A 16,681-nucleotide genomic window follows, 5' to 3' on the forward strand; every position below is an offset into this window, starting at 1 on the left:
CGAAGATCCGCGTTGCGGCTGACTTTGCGGGCAGTAAAACCATCGATTTCAGGATTGCAGACATCGCATGAGCACCGTCATTCCTTCCTGGCAGATCCCCACCCGTCGTGTCCAGGTCATCCGCACCAGAAAATATGTTGCGGTGATCTGCATGGAACGCTGGGGAGGAGGTCATTTCTCCCGCTCCGGCTGGTCGATTTTCATTCCTCGCAAACAGGTCACGACGGAATGGATCGGGGCCAATCTCAAAAAGGCGCTGTATAGCAGCGAGGATTTCGGAGCGCATTTGCCTACGCCGATTCCGAGTGAACTCTCTCGCCCAGCAAAGGACGAGTCAAACCAGAAGTCTTATGAGTTCTGGCTGCGTATCCAGGAGGAATTTGGTTTCAAGGATATCCTGACTGCCATGTCAAAATCGGCAATGGTCTTCGTAAGGTGGCCGGAGGACAAAGAGGATCAGGTCGAAATGGTCGCTTCTCGTGGAAGCGGTGCGCATCATTCCGCCTGGGGGACCAATGAGAATTTCGGCAAGGTCTTTCACGCCTCGATCAATCTGAGCGATCTCGAATTCGGCGAGGTCGCGGTGCAGGCTCTGGATCGTTGTCAGCCCAATTACGCGTGAACGGTACAGACTTCAGGCAAGGACCAGTATAGCTGATGGAGGTCTTGCTTCCGGCCGGCACATGACGGGCGCGATGTGGCAGAGCGTGAGTCAGATCCTCTTTCTTTGATCGTTGAGTCCCGAACCCGGGTCAGTGCGAATTCGTGGTGCCTCGGGGGTCTTGAAAACCCTCCTTCATGCCTCGGCGAATGGCTGACTTTGGAGGCGAGTTGCGCTAGGGAGACCCCCATGAGCGTATCGATTACCATGGGTCGTGGCCGCGACGGCGCGGATGTCCAGCTGGACCTGACAGAACTTCTTGCAACCCGCCTGCTGGTGCAGGGCAATTCGGGTTCGGGAAAGTCGCATCTGCTGCGTCGTCTGCTTGAACAGACGGCAACGCTTGTCCAGCAGGTTATCGTCGATCCCGAGGGTGATTTCGTGACACTGGCCGATAAATACGGCCACCTCGTGATTGATGCGTCGGAACAGACAGAGGCCACACTCCGCGCTGCCGGTGAGCGCGCGCGTGCCCACAGGGCATCGGTGGTGCTCAATCTGGAATCGGTCGAGGCAGAAATGCAGCTTCGGGCGGCAGGGTCGTTCCTCAACGGCATGTTCGAGGCACCGCGCGCGCACTGGTATCCGGTGCTGGTGGTCGTGGATGAGGCGCAGCTTTTTGCCCCTGTCGCGAGTGGTGACACCTCCGATGAGGCGCGGCGCCTGTCCCTTGGGGCAATGACCAACCTCATGTGTCGTGGCCGAAAGCGTGGTCTGGCCGGGGTGATCGCGACGCAGCGTCTGGCGAAGCTCGCCAAGAACGTGGCGGCCGAGGCCTCCAATTTCCTGATGGGCCGCACCTTCCTTGATATCGACATGCTTCGCGCGGCCGATCTCCTGGGGATGGAGCGCCGCACGGCAGAGGGGTTTCGTGATCTGGCGCGCGGGCAGTTCATGGCGCTCGGCCCCGCGCTGAGCCGCAGGCCGCTCATGGTCACGATCGGCACGGTCGAGACGGCCAGCCATGCGACAGGGCCGGTTCTGACCCCGTTCGAAGCACGTCCCGCCGAGGATAATTACAGCCTCATTCTTGAACCTGTGGTGGAAGCGACGCCCCGCCCGCGTGAGCGGCGTACGCCTGCGCCCGATCTGCTCGCGCAGCTTGACGCCTATTCGGCCGCAGCGCCGGTCGAGGAAGTCGCGCCGGAAATCGATGCTGCGCCGGAACTGCTCTGGCGTCTGGTCGAGGCGGTGATTGCCGAGACGGATTCGGCCTATCGCCCGCTGGCCACGCTCTATCAGGATTTCCAGCTGCGCGCCCGCATTGAGCGGCTCAACCGCAATGTGCTGGATCTCGGCGCGTTCCGCCTGCTGCTTGCGAGTGTGCGCTCAGGGGCGAGCTTCGAGCAGGCGCAGGAAGAGACCTGGCAGCAGGCGCTCGATATAGCCCGGGCCGTGCCTGAAGACGTACAGGGTGTCGTGCTGCTTCTAGCACGTGCCGCCCTGGACGGGGCGCCGTGCCCCGGTGATGAGGCCATAGCCGAGGCCTATGGCACGCATTCGCTCGGCAGGGCGCGTCGGCAGCTCGCCTATCTGGAGGAACGCCAGATCATCGTGGTGCAGGACATGCCAGTGGGCCGGCGCGTCGCCTTCATCGGGCATGGCTGGCAGACCGGCTGAGGGCGTAACAGCAGGGCACCGCCCCAGCGGGTGCGGGATGCCAATGTGACAAGACGAGGGGAGCGTCCCGCGTCGGATGACAAAATCGTATTCCACCTAAGCGGGCGCGGGCTGCAACCGGGCGGTGCACGGTATCGTTTGATCAGGGAACCCGATTTGTAACCGGCCCTGAAAGGTTCTGGATAAAATTATGACAAACGATGAACTGATCGCCCTCGTGGCCCTTAATGGTGCGGATGCAACCTACGATGCCCGTCTCTCCGGCTACGACATCACCGTGCCAGTACATATCCAGGGGGGCGACGGGCACTACATTCTCAAGCATCTCGTCAAGCCCATGTATTTCTCGGGCGCGATGATCATCGACGTCAAACTTCTGGACTCCGACGCGCCTCGCCACGAGTGATCGCGGGGTCTCTTGCACGGGGAGCCGTATGGCCGAAGAACACAGAAAGGTGCTGCCAGGCGCGCTGGCAGCCCTTGGCATCGTTTTTGGTGATATCGGCACCAGTCCACTCTACACCCTCCAGACCGTCCTGAACGACACAGGCTCGACCGACCGAGTGACCTTGCTTGGTGGTTTCTCCCTGCTTGTCTGGACGATGATCATGGTGGTTGCGGTCAAATACGCGACCGTGGTCATGCGGGCGGATAACCGGGGTGAGGGCGGTATCCTCGCCCTGTTCTCGCTTGTTGGCGGCTCGTTCGGCAAACACTGGTATGCACGCGGCACGTTGCTCGCCGCAGCCGGGCTGTTCGGCGCAGCGCTGCTTTACGGTGACGGCGCCATTACCCCGGCCATTTCGGTGCTCAGCGCCATAGAGGGCATTGGCGTGGTGACGAAATCGCTCCAGCCTTACATACTGCCCATCGCCACCGTCATCCTGTTTGGCATCTTCGCCATACAGCCACTCGGTACAGCGCGTATCAGTGCCGTGTTCGGCCCGATCATGCTGGTCTGGTTTCTGGCCCTTGGTGGGATTGGTCTCTCCTCCCTGCTGCATGATCCCTCCGTGCTGGTGGGGCTCAACCCCCTTTACGGTTTGCGGTTTCTGTATGAGCACGGCGCGAACAGCCTGATCATCCTGGGGGCGGTTTTCCTCTCGGTGACGGGTGCCGAAGCGCTCTATGCCGATATGAGCCATGTGGGCCGGCCCAGCGTGCGCCTTGCCCTCGCGGTGATCGTGCTGCCCATGCTGGTGCTGAGCTATGCCGGGCAGACGGCTTTTCTGGTCAGCCATCCGCAGGTGAAGGATAATCCGTTCTTTGCTTCCATGCCGCATGGTCTCGTGCTGCCCATGGTCATTCTGGCGACCTTCGCCACGATCATCGCCAGCCAGGCCATCATCACCGGCGCCTTTACGCTCACGCGTCAGGCCATGCAGCTTGGCTGGTTTCCGAGCCTCAACATCCGCCAGACTTCGGATGAGGAATACGGGCAGATCTATGTGTCCGTGGTGAACTGGGCACTGATGATCGTCACGCTGCTTATCGCGCTCAGCTTCAAGAGTTCGGATGCCCTGTCCGGCGCCTATGGCACGGCAGTTTCCACCACCATGCTCATGACGACCCTGCTCATTTTCGATGTCATGCGCGAACGCTGGTCATGGCCACTCTGGAAGGCCCTGCCGATCGCGCTGTGCTTCTCGGTGGTCGACGTTGCGTTCTTCGTCGCCAATCTGCTCAAGATCGACAAAGGCGGTTATGTGCCCCTTCTGATCGGCTTGTTCATCTATGTGATCATGACCACCTGGCGTCGCGGTATCACCCTGCTGCGTGCTGGCCTTTCTCCCCTGGGTGAGCGTTCAGACAAGGTGCTGCAGAAGCTGCGTGACGGAGAGCTGATCCGCACGCCAGGTGCGGCCGTATTCCTCTCGCGTTACGAGACGGCCCTGCCACCTATCGTGATGCGCCACGTTGCCGATTTCCATTGCCTGCCCGAACACGTCGTTATCCTGAACGTGAAATTCGATACGGTGCCCCGTGTGCCCGCCGATGAGCGCATGTCGGTCAAGGATGTCGGCCACGGTATCTGGACCGTGAATGTCAGCTTCGGTTTTGTGGAGATACCGAACCTCTATTACGTGCTGGGTCAGGCTAAGGAGGCGGGCTGTGGTCTCGATCTCGACACGGTCGTTTTCTTTGCTGGTGATGACGATGTGGTGCCTGACCTCAAGACACCCAAAATGGTCTCGCCGCGTCGTATCCTTTTCGGTTTTCTCTATCGCAACGCTGTGCGGGCCTCTGACCGCTTCACCCTGCCACGCGAACGACTGATCGAGATTGGCCATCAGGTCGAGATCTGACCTGACATGTTTGCGACCCTTCAGTGATGAAGGGCGTTACGCTCACCTCGCCCCGATGTCAGTAATGCGACGGGGCCAGACTGGAAGGAATTATACCATGCGTCATCTTCTCGGCTGCACGCTCATGGCAGCAAGCCTCATCATCACGCTTCCGCAGGCTATGGCAGAGCCGGGTGGCTGCCTGAAATATGGCGCGGCAGGTGCCGTAGGCGGCCATCTGGTCAATCACGGCGTGCTGGGTGCTGTGGGCGGATGCGCGACGGGAATGTATCGCCGTCATGAATACCGCAAGGAAGCCAAGGAGAAGGCAGCGGCTTATGACAAGGAGCATCCGGGCGCCAAGGGCAGCTATGAGGAGAAGGCTACGGCTTACGATGTCGAACACTCGACGCAGCCAGGAAAATCCGCCCCGTCTGACGCTCCGCCGCCGAAGAATTGAAAACGCCTCTTGAGTGCACCTCCGACCAGAAGGGGGAGTGATGCCATCTGGTGTCAACAAGATCGTCTCTCGCGTCGACCTTATATGTTTGCTTCCAGGTGGCAGGGGAAGTTGAACAGAGCACGTGAAGTCGCAAATCGCGATCAAATGTTGCATTCATGACAAGTCCTTAGCCTCGTTATTGCGCCTGAAACGGTGTAATGGCGAGGCTTCGTGCTTTAGTAAGACTTGGTGCAGGCCAAGAGCGCTAATAAATCGGTAACTTTAAAGTAACGTATTGTATCTTGTGTCAAACTATGACAATCAGGGCTGATCATCCAAGCACTGCGGATTAACCAGCTCGTCATGTCTGTCACCTTGCCATTCCGGCTTCCGCCGACACAGCAGCCTCTCTCGCGCATCGGTATTGTCCTGCGTGATTTCCGCCTTGGCGGGAGCGAGCGTGTTGCAGTCGGGCTCGCCAATTTCTGGGCGTCCTGTGGTCTGGAAGTCGTCATCATGGTGGGGCGTGGAACCGGGCCTCTGCGTGGCCTCGTCGCGCGGAACGTGGCGATTGTGGATTTTGCGATCACTAGGCGTCTGAATGATGGGGCTCTGGTATGGGCTCTCGCGTGGTGCGCCCGTCATCGTTCTGCACGCTTTGCGTTCGATCTCGTTTATGTTCCGGGAAACAGCCATTGGCCGGTTATCCCATTGCTTGCCACCCTCACGCGGGGCAAGCGCCCTGCCATTGTTGCGCAGGTGAGTTCACCTGTCTGTCGTGAAGGTCGTTCTCCTGCGGCTCAGGCACGCTACGATCGGCGTATGCGAGCCTTGCTGCGCTGTGCGGACCGCGTCACGACGATGAGCGACAGCCTTGCGCAGCAGACGCGCGGAATATTGCGGGGTACCCAGGTTGATGTGGTGCCACTCCCTGCCTTGTGGGATGAGGCACCGCCGCTGCCTGTCCCCGCCGGAAACAAGACGATCCTTGCGGCCGGACGCCTTACCGCCATCAAGGGGTTTGATGGCTTGATACGGGCGTTTCGTCGCGTCCTCGACCGCCATCCACAGGCGCAGCTTGTGATCTGCGGCGAGGGAGAGGAGCGCGATACGCTGGAAGCCCTGATTACCCAGCTCGACCTTGCCGACAGGGTAACCCTCACCGGTTATGTGCCCTCCATACGTGCCCATCTCGAAGAGGCGAGGCTTTTCGCCCTGACATCTCATTGCGAGAGTTTCGGTGCGGTCCTGATCGAGGCCCTTGCTGCGGGGCGCCAGGTGGTATCGACAGATTGTACCCCGGCGGCCGAGGCACTTATTGCCACACGCGCAGCCGGGCGGATCGTGCCCACGCGTGATGATGCCGCACTGGCCGAGGCCTTGGCGGATGTGCTTGATGAGGCTCCCACGCCCCATGAGGAACTTGCGCGTCTGGTAGACCACTTTCACGTTTCGCATGGGGGCAGGCTTTTCCTTGCTCTGGCGCGGCCCCGACGACCTGTCGGTCCGGGGGCGGCTGGGCGAGTCTTTGACAAAACGGCCCGCGCGTAATCTTTTGCCTGATCATGGGTTCTGAACAACGCTCGGCGCTGCACCGCATCTTCAGCAATACTGGCTTTCTGGTTTCCAGCCGCATCATCAATGCGCTGTGCAGTTTCGCCTATGTGGCATGGGCTGCGCACACGCTGGGTCTGAAAACCTTCGGTGTGCTGCTTCTGATCACCACCTTCGTCATGCTCATTTCAGACATGACACATCTTCAGTCATGGCAAACGCTGCTGCATTATGGCGCTGCGTCATATGAGGCACGGGATCGCAGGCGTTTCATGCCCATACTGGGCTATTGCATGCGCTCGGACATGCTCAGCGGTCTGGCAGGGCTGGTTGGCGGTCTGATTGTGATTGCCGTGGCGGGCACGCATTTTCTGGGCTGGTCGGACGCGGTCAAGCGTGATGCCTCATGGATGATGCTCACGGTCGCCTTCATGAATACGGGGTGGTCCACGGGGCTGATCCGGCTCAGCAACCGTTTCGGGCTGGCAGCCCTGTTCGATTTCGTTTCGACCTGTGTTCGTACGATCGGCTATCTGATCGGCTATCTGCTTCATGCCTCGCTGGAGTTCTTCCTGTTCGTCTGGTTCCTGCATCAGGCAGCTTTGTTCGTCGTGACGAGCCTTGGTGGGTTTATCCTTCTGCGCCGTCATATGGGGCGGGATATCGGGTTCTTCTCCTGTCTTTTCTGTGCCGCCGATATTGTTGGCATCTGGGGCTTCACCATCAGGGTCAGCGTCAATCAGATCCTGGACGCCGTGTTCCGACAGGGTGGTACGCTCATCATCGGTGCCGTGCTCGGCGCGCGTGATGTTGCGATCTATCGTGTGACCAAGCAGATATGCGATGGTCTGGCCAAACCTGCCCAGATGATGATCCCAAGCCTGTACCCGGAATTCGTGCGGTTTCGCGACAGCCAGAACTGGCAGGCCTTGCGCCATGTCACGCGACGCCTGGCGCTGGTGATTATCGGGTTCTCGATACTGGCGGTGTTTGTGGCGCTGTTCGGGGGCAAGGCGATCCTGCATCTCATGCTGCATGACAGTTTTGCCCATGAGCGCCTCATCATTCTTCTCATGGTATGCAGCGCCCTGCTTGAGGTGTGCATCATTCCGCTTGAGACATTGCTGACCGTTATGGGGCGGCTTGCAATCATCCTGAAATATCGGCTTGCCGTCATGGTGCTCTATTTTGTCGTGCTGGCGGGGCTCATGTCAGTCATCGGTGTGACAGGGGCGGCTCTGGCCAGCGTGGCGTGCTCAGTGATGATTTTCGCCCTCTGCCTGTTCCTTGCCGCGCGCTGGATCTCTCCGCGCTGGGCTGAACGTTACGGCGTGGTCTGAGGGAGCCGTTACCTGAGCGCTCGGCAGATCCGTGACGGGTTTACCGAGGGGGCGTTGGAACGCTGGAGCATGATGCGGCCGCGTCTACGGTTGAGTGTCTTATACCCACTCAACCTCTATCGACGGGCTCCTTCCGATCTGTCCAGTACCAGAAACAGCAGAGCCGCGATGCCAAGGCACACAGGGGTGATCGACGCGCCGCCATATTCGTGTCCCCCTGCGATATCGCGCACGATACCGAATGCCCAGTGATGATCGGGGAAGACGAATAATCCGACATGCGAGGACCAGAAGCAGCGCATCAGCCCGACCGACATAAAGGCAAGGCACATCAGCCATGAGACCGGCCGTATTATGTGCAGGTCGAAGAGCGATCTTGCGATGGTGGATTTCACGACTTTCTCCCTCGTACATGCGTTCTATCCGGGGAGTTGGCAGCAGTCGCGAAACGCCCCAAGGCATGTTTGGAACATCTCGCAGGGGCGACCGTTCACGCAGGATGTTTTACCTTCGCGATGATCTGACAGACATGATGAAGCACCTTGCCACTGGCGGACAAGCCGTCAGAGAGAGGCAATGCCGGGTGAACGATCCTGACCGGCTCTCTCGGACGCTTGGCAGTTCACGGCTGGCAATCTAATGGCTCAGTACTGTTAATCGCAAGACCAGTTCATTTATTACTTTTATAATGGTGGTATTGAAGACGTGAAAGAGGCACAGGCGGACAGGGCGTCGGCAGAGGCCGGGACGATGCGGGGTCCTTCGGCCAGCAGTCGGGCCGGGCTGGATGCAACCAACTTTTTTCTGGCTGATGTGCAGGACGGCGTCGGTCCATACCTGACCGTCTATCTCGCCAGTGCACGACACTGGCAGGCGGGGCCGATTGGCGTTGCCATGGCCATGACAGGGCTCGCCACAGCACTTTGCCAGATCCCTGCGGGGCTGATGGTGGACTCGATCCGCTATAAACGTGCCCTCGTGGCAATTTCTGCGGTGATCACGGCCCTGAGCTGCATCCTGATCATCGCGGTACCCGGCATGGCCCCTGTTCTGGCAGCGCAGATCATGATGGGGGCGGCTGCCGCGGTCATACCGCCAGCGCTTGCCGCCATTTCACTGGGGCTTGTGGGACGTCGCCGCTTGCCCGGTCGTATCAGTCGCAACCAGGGTATCAACCATTTCGGTTCCTTCGCCTCAGCGGCGCTGGCCGGGCTCTGCGGACAATACTGGGGGCTGAACTGGATTTTCTATCTGGTTTGCGGCTCTGCTCTGGCCAGTGCTCTGGCGCTTCTGCTCATACGACCGGGTGAGATTGACCAGAAGGTTGCGCGTGGCAGCGAGGATGACTCAAACGAACCGCCTGTCTCCATCGGCTCTCTCGTAAGCCAACGTCCCGTCTGGGTGTTTCTTTGCTCCATCGTGCTGTTTCACCTGGGCAATGCCGCCATGCTGCCTTTTGCCGGTCAGGTCATGGCCAAAAGCCATCCGGGTTCCGAAACCGTTACGTTGAGCGCCTGCGTGATCGTCGCTCAGTTCGTCATGATGCTCGTGGCCTGGGGGGTTGGGCGTGCAATGGCGCGAGGCATCGGGCGTAAGCCCATCTTCCTGCTTGCTTATGCCATCCTGCCGATACGCGGCTTACTGTTCACGTGGTTCGACGCGCCGGGGGCCATCATTGCCATTCAGGTGCTGGATGGTATCGCGGCCGGTATCTTCGGCGTGATCGCCATCATCATCGCGGCTGATCTGACGCATGGAACGGGGCGGTTCAACTTCCTCCAGGGCATGGTGGCGCTGAGCGTCGGCATCGGTGGTGGGCTGAGCAATCTCGTCGGCGGATACATCGTGCAGCTCGAAGGTTATCACGCCGGCTTTCTCTCCCTCACGGTCATTGCTGTAATGGCGCTGGTATTTTTCCTGACGCTCATGCCCGAAACACGTGACCCGGATGAGCAGGGCGTCCCTGCTGCCGTGGCAGCCTGAGGAACAACCGCCATGGAGGCGCTTATCCTGTGGGGGGCCTGTCTTTTCGCTGTAGCGGGATTACTGCTGCGGCCGTGGCAATTGCCCGAGGCGCTCTGGACGTCACTCGCCGCCATAACCCTGCCGCTTGCAGGGATTCTTGCCTGGCCAGATGTTGGCCGGGCAATCGCCTCGGGCAAGGAAGTGTATCTGTTCCTGCTGGGCATGATGCTGCTGAGCGAAGTGGCACGGCAGGAAAAGCTGTTCGACTGGCTGGCGGCCTTTGCGCTGAGCCGGGCGCGAAATTCCGGACAAAGACTGTTCCTGATCATCTTTAATGTTGCAATCGTCACAACGGCCTTTCTCTCCAACGATGCCACGATCATTTTGCTGACACCGCCCGTCATTGCGGTTGCCAGCAAGGCCAGGATCGATCCTTATCCCTCGCTTCTGGCCTGCGCCTTTGTCGCCAATGCGGCGAGCTTTCTCCTTCCAATCAGCAATCCGGCCAATCTCGTGCTTTACGGAGGAGCTCCCCCAGGCCTCGTGCCCTGGCTGGGGCGTTTCCTCGCGCCATCCTGTATGGCGATCGGGATCAGCTTTGTGATGCTTTTCTGGATGATGCGACACAGGATTAAGGTGGAGTTCGACCAGTCGGAGCCGCTGCCGGAGCTGGATGCGACGGCGCGTTTCAGTGCGCTGGCCCTGTTTGTCATCACGCTGCTGCTGACCCTCGTTTCGTTCATGCATGGTTCGCTGGGCTGGGCCACAGCTGCGGGAGGGGTGGCGCTTTATGCCGTGGTAACGCTGTGCCGCCGCCAGTCTCCTCTGCCCGGGCTCAGCGAGATTTCCTGGTCGGTTTTTCCGCTGGTTGCCAGTCTCTTCGTGCTTGTTGCAGCCGTTGAGCAAAGTGGTGTTATCGCGTCGCTCGTTCGGCTCATTCTCGCTTGTGGTCACGGCACTGAGGCCGTCATGGTGACGGGCTTTGGCATGGCCATTCTGAGCAATATCATCAACAACCTGCCCTCGGGCCTGATGGCCGCCCAGCTTGCTCCGATGCTCTCATCCCATGGGAGCGCCTTTCAGGATGCGTTGTTGATTGGTGTGGATCTGGGGCCGAACATGACACTGAGCGGATCTCTGGCAACGGTGCTCTGGCTGATTATCCTGCGCAAGCACGATCTTGAAATGAACTATGGGCGCTTCATGCGCTTTGGCATGGCGCTGACCGTACCCGCCCTGATTGCCGCTTTGCTTGTTCTGATGATCTGAGCGCGAATGTTTCGCCCCCGGTAGCGTGAGAGGCGGATTGTATCATTGGATGTCATCTGGAAGACTGGGGACCTCCCGACCGATACGAGGCTGATTTTCGCATGGCTGAACTTCCGCAACCGCCCGCTTCCATCGCTACATCCATTTTCGAGACACGCGATGCCCGTCACGAGGCGGGGCAGGGCCTGCGAAAAACCGTACCCCGCAGCGCCCACGCCGCATGGGAGCCGCCTTCAAATCGGGTCGACCCGGTCGATCTGCTTGTCAGGCAGGGTGAGAGCCGTATCCAGAACCTGCTGCCAATCCGTTATGAGCGTATGCGTGCGTCTCCGTTTGCCTTCATGCGAGGGAGCGCCATCGTCATGGCCGCCGATCTGGCCCATACCGTCGCCAGCGGCCCGTATGTGCAAAGCTGTGGTGACTGCCATATGGCCAATTTCGGGGCCTACGCCTCGGCTGATGGTATAGCCGTTTTTGACATCAATGATTTTGACGAGACCTGTCCTGCCCCGTTCGAGTGGGACATTAAGCGCCTTGCAACGTCGTTGGTTCTTGCAAGCGGGGAGGCAGGGGCGGCTGACAGTCAGGCGCGGCATAACGCTTTTCTGGCGGTGCGCACCTATCAGGATGAGATGACGCGTCTCGCGCCAATGAGCCCGTTGGAAATCTGGTCCGACCGGATTGATCTTGCAGCCGCCATAGCCGATTTTTCCGACAAGCATACACGCAAGGGTGTGCGTGAGCGTCTGGAGGCACGGCTGGAGAGCGCGCGCAACCATTTCGGTCTGGTCTCATTCGACAAGGACACACCCAGCCTGCGTGTCAAACCGCCGCTGGTGGTGCGTCTGCCTGACGAGGACGAGACCATCCACCAGGCCTTCGCACGTTACATCGCCACCCAGCCCCCTGAACGCGCTGTGCTGCTGGCGCGGTACCGGCTGAAGGATGTGCTGTTCAAGGTTGTAGGGGTGGGAAGCGTCGGCACTTATTGCGCGATTGGCCTGTTTGCCACGGCCGATGGCGAAACCCTGCTGCTGCAGATCAAGGAGGCGCAGGAATCAGTGCTCGCGGCTTATTGCGGGGGGCCTCACTACGACAATCAGGGGCAACGCGTGGTGGAGGGCCAGCGCCTGATGCAGGCTTCTTCAGACAGGTTCCTCGGCTGGACCCATACAACGAACACCAAGCGCTCGAATCATGCGCCTGATGGCTCGAACAGGCAGTTCTATGTCCGACGCCTCAAGGATAGCCGTCTTGCCGCTATTGGCGCAGATGTGGCGCAGGAAGGGCTGGATGATTATGCCGCCTTGTGCGGCAGGGCGCTGGCACGTGCTCATGCGCGATCGGGCGATGTGGCGGAGATTGCGGGTTATCTGGGCAGCAGCGACAGCTTTGCCGAAGCGATAGCCGATTTTGCCGAGGCTTACGCCGGCCAGACGCGCAAGGACTGGGAAGACTTCAACGCAGCGATCGATGCGGGCCGGCTTAGCGTAACTGGCGAAACGAAAGACCGGAAAAAGAGCCGGGGTGCGGGGCAGGGCACCAAGCGGCGTGCGGGGCGAGGCAGAAGCGCATCGTAGCCCTTTGACCGTCGGTCAAAGGCAGAGCAAGAGGGGCGGAAACACCGCGCCGCCCCGTTGGCTGGCCTGGTAACAAGGTTCGGCTAATTCATGAATTATTGACATATTGGCATTTTGCCACTATCTATATTTCGTCCCTGACCAAAAAGGGGCTGTTTTCATAAATAATCTTCAACAAGATCTTGGAAAAACATGACTGACCGGAAAACCGAATGTTCCGTCGCTCTGGCGGGCAAGCTGTATCGACCCTCAGTTCATTTCACGCCTCCCACGGGCTTCATGAACGATCCGAACGGGCTCGTTTTCGATGGCACGCAATATCATCTTTATTACCAGCATAACCCCGACGCCGCGTATTCAGCCAATATCTGCTGGGGCCATGCCACGAGCACGGATCTGCTGAGCTGGAAAGACCAGCCAATCGCTGTGCCTGATACGGTTGACGGCCAGGCCTATACGGGTTGTGCCGTGCTTGATCGTGACAATCGGTCGGGCCTGTTTGCCAATGCTCATGGCACGAACATCGCAGCGCTCTACACGCGCTCCCTGCCGACACGACAGAGCCAGTATCTCGCAATCAGTGACAATAACGGCCAGAGCTTTGAGGAATATGCGGGTAATCCCGTTCTCGACATTGGCAGCCCGAATTTTCGCGACCCCCAGGTGATCTTTCACGAGCCCACGCAGAAATGGGTAATGGTCATTGCCGAGGTCGATCATCATCGCATCGGTTTTTATGCCTCGAATGACCTGATCCACTGGACGCATCTCAGCCATTTTGGCCCTGCAGGACTGCCGACCGTCAATTATGAATGTCCCAACCTCATCCAGGTGAGGGACGAGACCGGCACCATGCGCTGGGTGCTGTTTGTCTCGATCAATCCGGGCAGCCCGATGGGGGGCAGTGTCACGCAGTACTTTATCGGTGATTTCGATGGTGCGGTGTTTACACCCTGCGATGCGATCCTCCGCCTGACCGATTTCGCCAAGGATGCCTATGCCCTGCAGGTGTGGAGTGACATGCCGGATTCCGAGGCGGTCAATATCGCCTGGATGGGGAACTGGCAGTACTGTCAGGAGCTCCCGACGCAGGATTGGCGTGGCGCGATGTCACTGCCGCGCAGCATGACCATCATACAGGACACTAATGGCTATCCGCGCCTGGTGCAGAAGCCACGCGGCGTGGAAAAACTTCGTCTCCCGCTTCTGAGCGAGGCGAACCGTTATCTTGCCGTGTCAACACGCCGGGAAATCCCTCTCCCGGTAGGCAAGGCCATTGAGATTGTCATTCGCCTGACCGCCGATGAATATCGCCAGACTGAACCGGGTCAGAATGGCCCTGTGATCAATCGCTTCGAACTGGCTTTCGCCAATGAAGAAGGCGAGAAGCTGTCGATTGGTTATGACGTGCCATCAACGCAGATCTGGCTGGATCGCAGCAAGCTGCGCGGGTTCGATCATCCGTTCTTCACGGGGCGTTTCGCCGCGCCAGTCAATACGGCCTATTACCCTGATGCCCGCAGCGTTGACCTGCATCTGTTTCTCGATGGCTGCGCCTTCGAACTCTATGCCAATGAGTATCTGGAAACGGCGACGGCGCTCGTTTACCCGGCCAGACCGCTTGACCGCCTGCGTCTTGTGACCGAGGGAACAGGGTTCACGATCGAGACGCTCGAGATCCATACGCTCGACAAGACGATGTGCCGAGCGACGCTCTGAAGTCCCGCAGGGAGTAGTCTTGCCGCCCCCTGCTTCTACAGAACGCCCCTGAGCGGTCAGTAAGCTGCTTTCTCCTCCTCCGTTAGGGGGAGGGGAACAGCCCGTTTCTCCCGAGCCGACTGGGCCGCTGCCTCGATCACCGCCATGACGGCGAGCGCTTCGACTGGCCTGATCGGGTTTGTGCCCTCGCCTGACAAGGCCTTTGCAAGGCGGCGATATAATTCGCGCTGGTCACCCGCCAGGGCGTCGGTTTCATGAAAGCTCGTTTCATCGGTGTGGATCTGCAGGCGATCCGGGTCCTGTCCCCAGTCATTATCGCCCGGCTTCAGCCCCGCACGGAGCTGCCCTTCCTGTGGGTCGCCAAGTGTCTTGATCAGGGTGCCGCCCGTGCCATGCACACGAAAGCGGACGGCCCCGCCGGCCGCCAGTGAACCCGTATGGAGGATGACCCGTGTCGGGCCATATTCCAGAATGATATGAGCCCAGTCATCACTGAGGGCGCCGTCACGCTGGAGGGCGATGGAGGCCTGAACCTGCTCGGGCAGACCAAAAATCTGAAGTGCCTGATCAACAAGATGCGGACCGATATCGAACAGGACACCCGCACCAGCGCCTTTCCCCTCGCGCCAGCGATCCCTCACCTGAGGGCGGAACCGGTCGATGGTCGATTCAAAATGACGGACCTGGCCAATGACACCCTGCGCCAATGCGGCGCGGATTGTCAGGAAATCACTGTCCCACCGGCGGTTGTGAAAGACGCAGAGTTCGCGCCCATGATTTTCTGCCGTTGCGATAATCTGTCGCGCCTCATCGAGCGACAGGGCGAAGGGCTTTTCCAGCAGGACGTGTTTGCCCGCAGCCAGGGCAGCACAAGCAAGCGGGAAATGCGTATCATTGGGGGTGGCGATCACCACCAGATCAATCGCCGGATCGGCAAAAGCGGCCTGCGGATCGTCATAGACGCGGCAGTCAGGGTGGTCTGCGCGGACCTCATCGGCCCGGCTCGACACGATGCCATAAAGGTTCCATTCGGGCAGGGAGTCGATGAAAGGGGCATGGAAAACACGGCTCACGTAACCATATCCGACCAGTGCCGCCTGCGTGATGCGTGCTGCCATGAGAATTTCCTCCCGTTATGTGTTCGATCTTTTTTCGGTTCCGGCATACGGCCAAGCGACTGAAATCTCGATAGGCCGCCGGCTGTCTCGGTGAGTTAATCGCCATGGCGCGACGCAAGTTGTCCCGTCGTGCCGATTTGAACTCTGTCTCCAGCCAGATTATGATGACCCCAGCAGCGACGACGTTCCTGCCTCCATGCGAGCTTCAAGACCGGGACGGCCCGGCGAAACCCGTTTCTGGAGGTCCGTCATGGCGTGGATTGCGCTTTTTCTTGCCGGTATGTGCGAAATTTTCTGGGCTGCGGCCATGAAGCAGTCCGAGGGCTTCACGCGCCTCTGGCCAAGCCTTGCCACGGTCATTGGCATGGTGGTGAGTGTCGGGCTTCTCGGCTGGGCGATGAAGAGCCTGCCTTTGGGTACTGCCTATATGATCTGGACCGGTATCGGCGCGATCGGGGCATTCATCATCGGGATTATGCTTTTTGGCGAGGCTGGTAGTCCTCTGCGCTGCATTGCGGCCCTTCTCATTCTCGCTGGCCTGCTCCTGATGAAATGGGCCGCGTGAGAGGCGGCTTTTCATTGCTTGGCCCTCCAGCCTGGGCGTGAGCTGCGAAGGGGGTGCGGTCCGGGTCGATCGCGTTCCGCCCTTGCAAGCTCGCAAAGATCGTTCAGGTCATCGCGCATCCCGTACCCCGATGAACTGCGAGCAAACATGGGGCGGTTACATTCCCTTTCGCTTCGTTCCTCGTCCGGTATGAAGCGCCCTGCCATAGAATGAGCAGGACAATCGCCAGACGGATCACGCCCTTTCATGATACTCCGGATCACGACATCCGCATTGCTTGTGCTCGTTTCAGCCGGGTCGGTTTCTGCGGCGCTTGCGCAGAGCAATACGGTCTATAACGGGCAGGTCTATACGGCCTCGCCCGGTTATGGCGCCACCTCATCCGCCGGGCCGGAGGACGGGCAGGGACAGCGTTGCAAACGTCCCCCGCCTCCACCACGGGACGGAAGGGGACCTCCGGGAGGAGATGACGGACATCCGCCTCCGCCGCCGGATGATGATCGTGGGCCACCACCAGGAGACGGGCAGCGCTGGCACCATCCCCCGCATGGATGCCCGCCCCC

The 16,681-nt window shown here is 59.7% G+C and carries 15 protein-coding genes; 13 read left to right on the plus strand and 2 right to left on the minus strand.

Annotation, left to right across the window (positions count from 1 at the left end; translation table 11 throughout):
• Positions 1-67 precede the first annotated feature (67 nt).
• From ED655_RS04980 to ED655_RS05010, 7 genes are all read left to right on the plus strand, one after another.
• On the plus strand, positions 68-622 hold the full coding sequence (locus ED655_RS04980) for a hypothetical protein (RefSeq protein ID WP_122049203.1): 555 nt from the start codon (positions 68-70) through the stop codon (positions 620-622).
• Positions 623-850: 228 nt separating this feature from the next.
• Positions 851-2,281, plus strand: coding sequence for a helicase HerA domain-containing protein (locus tag ED655_RS04985; RefSeq protein WP_122049204.1), 1,431 nt, complete (start codon positions 851-853; stop codon positions 2,279-2,281).
• A 190-nt stretch (positions 2,282-2,471) separates the two neighbouring features.
• On the plus strand, positions 2,472-2,687 hold the full coding sequence (locus ED655_RS04990) for a hypothetical protein (protein WP_122049205.1): 216 nt from the start codon (positions 2,472-2,474) through the stop codon (positions 2,685-2,687).
• A 28-nt stretch (positions 2,688-2,715) separates the two neighbouring features.
• A complete protein-coding gene (locus ED655_RS04995) occupies positions 2,716-4,587 on the plus strand; it encodes a potassium transporter Kup (protein ID WP_122049206.1) in 1,872 nt (623 codons plus the stop codon).
• Positions 4,588-4,711: 124 nt separating this feature from the next.
• Complete coding sequence (locus tag ED655_RS05000; RefSeq protein WP_122049249.1) at positions 4,712-5,026, plus strand: hypothetical protein; 315 nt, start codon at positions 4,712-4,714, stop codon at positions 5,024-5,026.
• Between the two features lie 345 nt (positions 5,027-5,371).
• Entirely contained in the window at positions 5,372-6,559 is a 1,188-nt protein-coding gene (locus ED655_RS05005; RefSeq protein WP_122049207.1) for a glycosyltransferase, read from the plus strand.
• A gap of 14 nt (positions 6,560-6,573) precedes the next feature.
• Positions 6,574-7,902, plus strand: coding sequence for a lipopolysaccharide biosynthesis protein (locus tag ED655_RS05010; RefSeq protein WP_122049208.1), 1,329 nt, complete (start codon positions 6,574-6,576; stop codon positions 7,900-7,902).
• Between the two features lie 116 nt (positions 7,903-8,018).
• Here the strand turns inward: ED655_RS05010 and ED655_RS05015 are convergent, their stop codons facing one another.
• A complete protein-coding gene (locus tag ED655_RS05015) occupies positions 8,019-8,297 on the minus strand; it encodes a hypothetical protein (RefSeq protein WP_162993392.1) in 279 nt (92 codons plus the stop codon).
• Positions 8,298-8,652: 355 nt separating this feature from the next.
• Here ED655_RS05015 and ED655_RS05020 point away from each other — a divergent pair, with 355 nt between their 5' ends.
• From ED655_RS05020 to ED655_RS05035, 4 genes are all read left to right on the plus strand, one after another.
• On the plus strand, positions 8,653-9,885 hold the full coding sequence (locus ED655_RS05020) for an MFS transporter (protein ID WP_122049210.1): 1,233 nt from the start codon (positions 8,653-8,655) through the stop codon (positions 9,883-9,885).
• Between the two features lie 12 nt (positions 9,886-9,897).
• Entirely contained in the window at positions 9,898-11,136 is a 1,239-nt protein-coding gene (locus ED655_RS05025; RefSeq protein WP_122049211.1) for an SLC13 family permease, read from the plus strand.
• A 101-nt stretch (positions 11,137-11,237) separates the two neighbouring features.
• Positions 11,238-12,716: a DUF2252 domain-containing protein gene (locus ED655_RS05030; RefSeq protein WP_122049212.1), complete on the plus strand. Its 1,479-nt coding sequence runs from the start codon at positions 11,238-11,240 to the stop codon at positions 12,714-12,716.
• Positions 12,717-12,908: 192 nt separating this feature from the next.
• Positions 12,909-14,435: a glycoside hydrolase family 32 protein gene (locus tag ED655_RS05035; RefSeq protein ID WP_122049213.1), complete on the plus strand. Its 1,527-nt coding sequence runs from the start codon at positions 12,909-12,911 to the stop codon at positions 14,433-14,435.
• 56 nt (positions 14,436-14,491) lie between these two features.
• On the opposite strand, the gene ED655_RS05040 is transcribed toward ED655_RS05035, so the two are convergent.
• Positions 14,492-15,553 carry an oxidoreductase gene (locus ED655_RS05040; protein ID WP_122049214.1) on the minus strand — a complete coding sequence of 354 codons (1,062 nt, stop codon included), beginning with the start codon at positions 15,551-15,553 and terminating at the stop codon, positions 14,492-14,494.
• Between the two features lie 250 nt (positions 15,554-15,803).
• Here ED655_RS05040 and ED655_RS05045 point away from each other — a divergent pair, with 250 nt between their 5' ends.
• A complete protein-coding gene (locus ED655_RS05045; protein ID WP_122049215.1) occupies positions 15,804-16,118 on the plus strand; it encodes a DMT family transporter in 315 nt (104 codons plus the stop codon).
• A gap of 246 nt (positions 16,119-16,364) precedes the next feature.
• On the plus strand, positions 16,365-16,681 hold a 317-nt coding region (locus ED655_RS15705), incomplete at its 3' end, for a hypothetical protein (protein ID WP_122049250.1).

Origin of the sequence: Asaia bogorensis (assembly GCF_900465345.1) — a bacterium.
Taxonomy (GTDB): domain Bacteria; phylum Pseudomonadota; class Alphaproteobacteria; order Acetobacterales; family Acetobacteraceae; genus Asaia; species Asaia bogorensis_A.

Excerpts from the sequence above, each read along its gene's own strand:
- ED655_RS04980 (WP_122049203.1), top strand. The coding sequence starts at position 68 with ATGAGCACCGTCATTCCTTCCTGGCAGATCCCCACCCGTCGTGTCCAG.
- ED655_RS04985 (WP_122049204.1), top strand. The coding sequence starts at position 851 with ATGAGCGTATCGATTACCATGGGTCGTGGCCGCGACGGCGCGGATGTC.
- ED655_RS04990 (WP_122049205.1), top strand. The coding sequence starts at position 2,472 with ATGACAAACGATGAACTGATCGCCCTCGTGGCCCTTAATGGTGCGGAT.
- ED655_RS04995 (WP_122049206.1), top strand. The coding sequence starts at position 2,716 with ATGGCCGAAGAACACAGAAAGGTGCTGCCAGGCGCGCTGGCAGCCCTT.
- ED655_RS05000 (WP_122049249.1), top strand. The coding sequence starts at position 4,712 with ATGGCAGCAAGCCTCATCATCACGCTTCCGCAGGCTATGGCAGAGCCG.
- ED655_RS05005 (WP_122049207.1), top strand. The coding sequence starts at position 5,372 with ATGTCTGTCACCTTGCCATTCCGGCTTCCGCCGACACAGCAGCCTCTC.
- ED655_RS05010 (WP_122049208.1), top strand. The coding sequence starts at position 6,574 with ATGGGTTCTGAACAACGCTCGGCGCTGCACCGCATCTTCAGCAATACT.
- ED655_RS05020 (WP_122049210.1), top strand. The coding sequence starts at position 8,653 with ATGCGGGGTCCTTCGGCCAGCAGTCGGGCCGGGCTGGATGCAACCAAC.
- ED655_RS05025 (WP_122049211.1), top strand. The coding sequence starts at position 9,898 with ATGGAGGCGCTTATCCTGTGGGGGGCCTGTCTTTTCGCTGTAGCGGGA.
- ED655_RS05030 (WP_122049212.1), top strand. The coding sequence starts at position 11,238 with ATGGCTGAACTTCCGCAACCGCCCGCTTCCATCGCTACATCCATTTTC.
- ED655_RS05035 (WP_122049213.1), top strand. The coding sequence starts at position 12,909 with ATGACTGACCGGAAAACCGAATGTTCCGTCGCTCTGGCGGGCAAGCTG.
- ED655_RS05040 (WP_122049214.1), bottom strand. The coding sequence starts at position 15,553 with ATGGCAGCACGCATCACGCAGGCGGCACTGGTCGGATATGGTTACGTG.
- ED655_RS05045 (WP_122049215.1), top strand. The coding sequence starts at position 15,804 with ATGGCGTGGATTGCGCTTTTTCTTGCCGGTATGTGCGAAATTTTCTGG.